Origin of the sequence: Streptomyces sp. NPDC127068, assembly GCF_042724695.1 — a bacterium.
GTDB lineage: Bacteria > Actinomycetota > Actinomycetes > Streptomycetales > Streptomycetaceae > Streptomyces.
Window position 1 is genome coordinate 1 of the sequence record NZ_JBHXEN010000110.1, and the last position, 5806, is coordinate 5806.

The 5806-nt window shown below is 71.0% G+C and carries 6 protein-coding genes; all 6 read left to right on the forward strand.

Annotation, left to right across the window (positions count from 1 at the left end; translation table 11 throughout):
* The first annotated feature begins 138 nt into the window (after positions 1 to 138).
* Complete coding sequence (locus ACFWIA_RS34870; protein ID WP_387011292.1) at positions 139 to 573, forward strand: SgcJ/EcaC family oxidoreductase; 435 nt, start codon at positions 139 to 141, stop codon at positions 571 to 573.
* Positions 574 to 1000: 427 nt separating this feature from the next.
* Entirely contained in the window at positions 1001 to 2080 is a 1080-nt protein-coding gene (locus tag ACFWIA_RS34875; protein ID WP_387011293.1) for a FecCD family ABC transporter permease, read from the forward strand.
* Positions 2077 to 3231: a FecCD family ABC transporter permease gene (locus tag ACFWIA_RS34880; RefSeq protein ID WP_387011294.1), complete on the forward strand. Its 1155-nt coding sequence runs from the start codon at positions 2077 to 2079 to the stop codon at positions 3229 to 3231. Before ACFWIA_RS34875 ends, ACFWIA_RS34880 begins: the two co-directional genes overlap by 4 nt.
* Positions 3228 to 4106, forward strand: coding sequence for an ABC transporter ATP-binding protein (locus ACFWIA_RS34885; RefSeq protein WP_387011295.1), 879 nt, complete (start codon positions 3228 to 3230; stop codon positions 4104 to 4106). Before ACFWIA_RS34880 ends, ACFWIA_RS34885 begins: the two co-directional genes overlap by 4 nt.
* Positions 4107 to 4293: 187 nt before the next feature.
* Positions 4294 to 4491: a hypothetical protein gene (locus ACFWIA_RS34890; protein ID WP_387011296.1), complete on the forward strand. Its 198-nt coding sequence runs from the start codon at positions 4294 to 4296 to the stop codon at positions 4489 to 4491.
* A gap of 214 nt (positions 4492 to 4705) precedes the next feature.
* On the forward strand, positions 4706 to 5698 hold the full coding sequence (locus ACFWIA_RS34895) for an ABC transporter substrate-binding protein (RefSeq protein ID WP_387011297.1): 993 nt from the start codon (positions 4706 to 4708) through the stop codon (positions 5696 to 5698).
* Positions 5699 to 5806: the final 108 nt, after the last annotated feature.

Genomic DNA, 5806 nt, shown 5'->3' on the forward strand with positions numbered 1-5806 from the left:
GTGTTTTCTTTTTTTTTTTTATCCCCCTCGTCTTTTTTTGTGGGTGTTTTTTCTTCTTTTTTTTTTTGTTGTTTGTTGCGGGGGGGCGCCCCCCCCCCCCCCCCACCACAGTGGTCCACAACGGAGAAGGGCACCGCCATGACGAGGGACATTCTTGTAGTAGGGGCGATTTCGGCAGAGGCCCAGGCCGCAGTCACCGGCGTGGTGAAGGGCCTGGAGGCGGCATTCAACGCGAAGGATCCCGTCGCGCTGGGCGAGCAGTTCACCGAGCACGCCTCCTGGACCAACGCGAGAGGCACACGGCTCGACGGCAGGGAAGCGATCGTCGAGTTCAGCGCTCCGGCGATGAAGAGCTTCCTTCAGGATTCCTTCGCTCGCTACGACGTGCTCAAGATGCTGGAGATAGCACCCGGCGTGATCGCGGTGAACGTGGCACAGACGCCCACCGACGGCGCAGGCATCCCCGTGCACGGTCCACAGGGAGCGACCCTCTACGTGATCGTTGAACAGGTGGACGGCTGGCACATCGCGGCCGGACAGAACATGGCCGTCGAGCCCCCGTCCGCCGCGTGACCCCCGCCGTGTGACCCCCGCCGCGGGAGGGCCGCCGCGTGGAGCGGCGCGCCCCCGCACCGCGGCGGCCGGATACCGCCTTCCGCTTGGAGCCTGGCCCGACCTCCCCCACCCATGGCTCGATCACCGGCGGGAAGGTCCGAGGCACCAGCGACGATCGCACCCTGCCGGCCCTGGACGAGCCGTGTCTCACCGAACACGCCACCAGGCCACGCCCCTCGCACCCGAACACCACCGCTCCAGCCGCCCGAGTCCCACCGAAAGACAAAACATGAAACCAAAGCAGCCCAGCCCCCTGAAGGCAACTGCTCCGCCACACACCCCATTTGGCCCGCACGGACGCGGTCCCCCTCCGGCGTCAGGCGAGGCCGCCCTTCCACACCAGGAACTGTAAGGGTAGGCTCGCCTAAGTTGATCATTGTGTGCGGTGGAGGAGATCGTGATCGAAGCCCGCTCGGTGCTCCGGGTTCCCCCGGAGGTCCGACCGGCGCGGCAGCGGCTGACAGGAGTCGGCGCCCGCCGCCGCTGGGCCGGACTTCTGGTGCTGCTGGGAGTGGCGGCGCTGGCCGTACTGCTCTCCATCGCCTTGGGGTCCAAGCCGCTCACCCCGGGCCAGGTCTGGCACGGCCTGTGGAGTCCGCAGGGCCTGGAGGCGGACGTCATCGTCCGGGACCTGCGCATGCCGCGCACCTGGCTCGGGCTCGTGGCCGGTGCCGCGTTGGGGGTGGCCGGTGCGCTGATGCAGGGACACACCCGGAACCCCATCGCCGATCCGGTGGTTCTGGGCATCAGTGCGGGGGCCGGGATGTGTGTGGTCGCCGCCGTCTTCCTGTTGGGCATCTCCAGCCTCCACGGCTACGTGTGGTTCGGGTTCCTCGGTGCCGCCGCGGCCAGCCTGCTGGTCCACGCGGTGGGGCGGCTCGCTCGGGGCGGCGCCACTCCTGTCACCCTGGCGCTGGCGGGTGCTGCCGCACACGCCCTCTTCACGGCACTCACCGCGGGCATGGTGCTGATCGACCGGCAGGCCCTGGAGGTCTACCGGTTCTGGACGGTGGGCACCGTCTCCGGCCGCCCGGTGGAACTCGTCGTGCAGATGCTCCCCTTCGTCCTGGTGGGTCTGGTGTTGGCCGCCGCCAACGCCGGCGGGCTGAACGCCCTGTCACTGGGGGAGGACGTGGCCCGGTCGCTGGGCCTGCGGGTGGGGCTCACCCGGGCGGTCGGTATGGCGGCCATCACCGTGCTGACCGGCACCGCGGTCGCCGTCTGCGGGCCGATCGGCTTCGCCGGGCTGGTCGCCACCCACATCGCGCGGTACTTCACCGGGCCCGACTACCGTTGGGTTCTCGTCTACTCGGGTCTCCTCGGTGCCTCCCTGGTGGTTCTCGCCGACACCCTCGGCCGTCTGGTCGCCCGGCCCGGGGAGCTTCAGGTCGGCATCATGCTCGCGCTGATCGGCGCCCCCGTCTTCATCTACCTGGTGAGCCGTCGGAAGCCGGTGCGGCCATGACCTTCCCCATGGCACCCGGACCGCGTTCCTCGGCGCCCGCGGAGACCGCCGCCGAGCAGAACGGCCCCCGGCCCGGAGGCCGGCCGGCCGTTCCCGGCCGCCGGACGCTGCGCGCCGGTCCGTTCTCCGTCGGCTGGCGCCCCCGGCAGGTCCTGGTGCCGCTGTTGACCGCCGCGGTGCTCGTCGCGGCCGTCGCCGTGAGCACCGCCCGGGGCAACAGTTCCCTCTCCGCCTGGGAGGTGGCCCTGCGGCTGCTGGGTGGCGGCACCCCGGACCATGACTTCGTCATCTTCGAACTGCGCCTGCCGCGCGCTCTGATCGGCGTCCTGGTGGGCGGCGCGCTCGGACTCGCAGGAGCGATCGTCCAAGGCATCGCGCGCAATCCGCTGGCCAGCCCCGACATCCTCGGAATCACCAGCGGAGCCGGGGTCGGCGCCGTCACCGTGATCGTCCTGGGCGGTTCCTACGGCAGTGTCAGCGGCCTACTGGCCGACATCGGCGTTCCCGCCGCTGCCGTGGGTGGTGCTCTGGTCGCCGCCCTGGTCGTCCACCTGCTCGCCGTGCGGCGGGGAATCTCCGGCTACCGGGTGCTGCTGGTCGGCGTCGGCGTGAACGCGGTCCTCGGCAGCGTGCTGTCCTGGCTGCTGGTCAAGGCCGACATCGTGGACGTCGGCCGGGCGCTGGTCTGGCTCAACGGCAGCCTCGACCAGGGCGCCAGCTGGTCCGTCGTCCGGACCACCTCCTTGGTACTGGCCGTGCTGATGCCCCTCGCCCTGATGCTCTCCTTCACCTTCGGGGCCCTCGCCTACGACGAGGACACCGCGCGGGGCCTCGGGGTGCGCATGACCGGAGCCCGGGTGGCCCTGCTCCTCATCGCCGTACTCCTCACCGCCACCGCGACCGCGGCGGCCGGGCCGGTCGCCTTCGTCGCGTTGGCCGCGCCACAGCTGGCCCTGCGGCTGGCCCGCACCGGTACGCCGCCGCTGCTCGCCTCGGCCCTGCTGGGGGCAGCCGTCACGGTGTGGGCCGATGTGCTGGGCCGTACCGCCTTCGGCGATCTGCAACTGCCGGTCGGGGTCATCACGGCCGCGCTCGGCGCGCCCTATCTGCTCTACCTGCTCGTCCGAAGCGGAAAGGCACGTACCTCATGACCGGGACCATCAAGCTGGGCAAGGCGGCTGAGGGGTCCGCGTCACCGGGGGAAGGAGCGGCCGGAGCGTCTCCCGCTCCGGTGCGGCTGCGCGCGCGGGGGCTCACCTTGGGCTATGCGCAGCGCCCGGTGATCGAGGGGCTCGACCTGGAGATCCCCGACGGTTCGTTCACCGCGGTCATCGGCCCCAACGGCTGCGGCAAGTCCACTCTGCTCCGGGCCTTCGGGCGGCTGATGAAGCCACGCGCCGGCGAAGTGCTGCTGGACGGCACCCCGATACACCGGATGCCGACCCGTCAGGTCGCGCACCTGGTCGGCCTGTTGCCGCAGTCCCCCGTGGCGCCCGAAGGAATCAGCGTCGCCGACCTGGTCGCCAGGGGCCGGCATCCCCACCAGAGCTGGTACCGGCGCTGGACCGGCGAGGACGAGGCGGTAGTGGCCCGGGCGATGCGGGCCACCGGCACCTACGAGCTGGCGGAGCGGGACCTGGACGAACTCTCGGGCGGGCAGCGGCAACGAGCCTGGATCGCCATGGCGCTCGCCCAGGACACCGAGCTGCTCCTGCTGGACGAACCCACCAACCACCTGGACCTGGCGCACCAGGTGGAGGTTCTGGACCTGGTGCGGACGCTGCACCGGGACATCGGGCGCACCGTGGTGCTGGTGCTGCACGATTTGACGCTGGCGGCCCGCTACGCGGATCGCCTGGTGGCGATGAAAGCGGGGCGCATCGTCGCGCAGGGCGCGCCACGGGACGTGCTCACCGAGGAGATGCTGGCGGAGGTCTTCGGGCTGCACGCCCGGGTCCGGCACGACGAAGAGACCGGTTGCCCGCTGGTGATCCCGCTCAGCCGCTGTGCGGAAGGGGACGGCTGACGGTGCGACGTACGAACCGGGGCCGGAGCGATGAACCGGCCCCGCCCGTCCCCTGCCGCCGGTGGCACCGCCGGGTGCGGGTCCCCGGGGCACGGGCGGGAACGCTTCCGTGCGGTCGCGAGCGCGGGAGGCACACCGGTCCGGCACGAGGGCCCGCTCCCGCCCGTGCCACGGGGCGAACCGCACCGTGCTCCTCGCCAGCCTTAGGGCCGCCGCCGACCGGGTGACGGCGCCTCTGGAGTTCGCCCACGCCGTCGTACGGACCACGCTCAAGGAGAGCGGCGGCGCCGTGGTCGACCTGTCCTCCAGCACTGGCCTGATTCCGCGCAGGGGATCTGCCTACGGCGCCTCCCAGGCGTGGACCCGGACTCCTCCCAGGGGCTGAGCGAGGCCCTGCGGGAGACCGGGACGCAGGTGGACGGCGCAACAAGACCTTCATCGCGGTGCTGTCCCGGCTGCCCAGACCACCGGCCTCACGTGTCAACCGGATGCTCGGCAACGCCGCCGCTGCCCGGCTCTGACCGCACCACCGACAACCACAGAAGTCCTCTTGCCGCGTTCTGCGGCAACGCACCACTAGGAAAGCGAAGAACCCCAGAATGAGAACTCGCCGAGCCTTCGCCGCCGTTGCGCTGGCCCTTCCGATCCTGCTGACCGCCTGCGGCGACGGTGACCCCGCGCCCGCCAAGGCCGCAGAGGGAAAGACGGCCCCGGCCCTTCGCGAGATCACCCACGACCTCGGCACGGTGAAGGTGCCCACCAAGCCGGAAGCCGTCATCGCCCTCGACGAGGTCGCCGGACTGACCCTGCTCTCCTTCGGCATCAAGCCCGACGCGGTCTACCTGGCCAGCGCACAACCGCGCGCCCAGGAGATCCTCACCGCCAACGGCGTGGAACTGCGCAAGATCGAGGTCGGCAAGACACCCGAACTGGAAGCGCTCACCGAGGACGCGCCCGACCTGCTGGTCGGTACCGGCGTGGCCGGAGCCACCGGGCAGAACTACAAGAGCCTCAGCCGGCTGGCCCCCACCGTCGTCCTGCCCATCGAGGGCGAGTGGCGCGAGATCGTGCGACGGACCGCCGGCTTCTTCGGAGCGGAGGAGACCGGCAAGCGCCAGATCACCGCGGCCGAGACCGTGTTGCGCACCGCCGCGGACGCGGTGAAGGGCGAGCGCACCCTCTCCCTGCTGGGCAACTCCTTCGGCTCCAACGACTTCACCATGCCGCCGCACGTGCCCATCTCCACGCTGATCGCGGAGGCCGGCTTCACCCGCCCCGTCTTCCAGCAGAAGAAGGCGAAGGGGTACTCGGTCCCGCTGTCGAAGGAGTACCTGCCGGAGCAGGACGCCGAGCTCATCGTCATCCCGCGCGGCGAGTTCTACACCCCTGACGCGCTGACCAAGAACCCGGCCTTCAAGGCCACCGGAAAGGTCGTCACCCCGGACGCCGACGTGTGGTTCGGCATGTCCGGCTTCGCCTTCTACGCGTCCGCCCACGACCTGCACGCGCTCGCCTCCGGCAAGGGCAAGCTCAGCTCGGCCGACAACATCCAGGACATCTGGGCCGCCTACCTGGAAGCCACCAAGGCCTGACTCCGAGAGCCGCTGCGCCGCAGCGGCCACGCGGTGGCCCCCCGGGCGCGGGGGGCCCCCGCCCCCAGCCCCGTCGACAGGCCGCGGGGTCGCTACACCGGCGGTTGG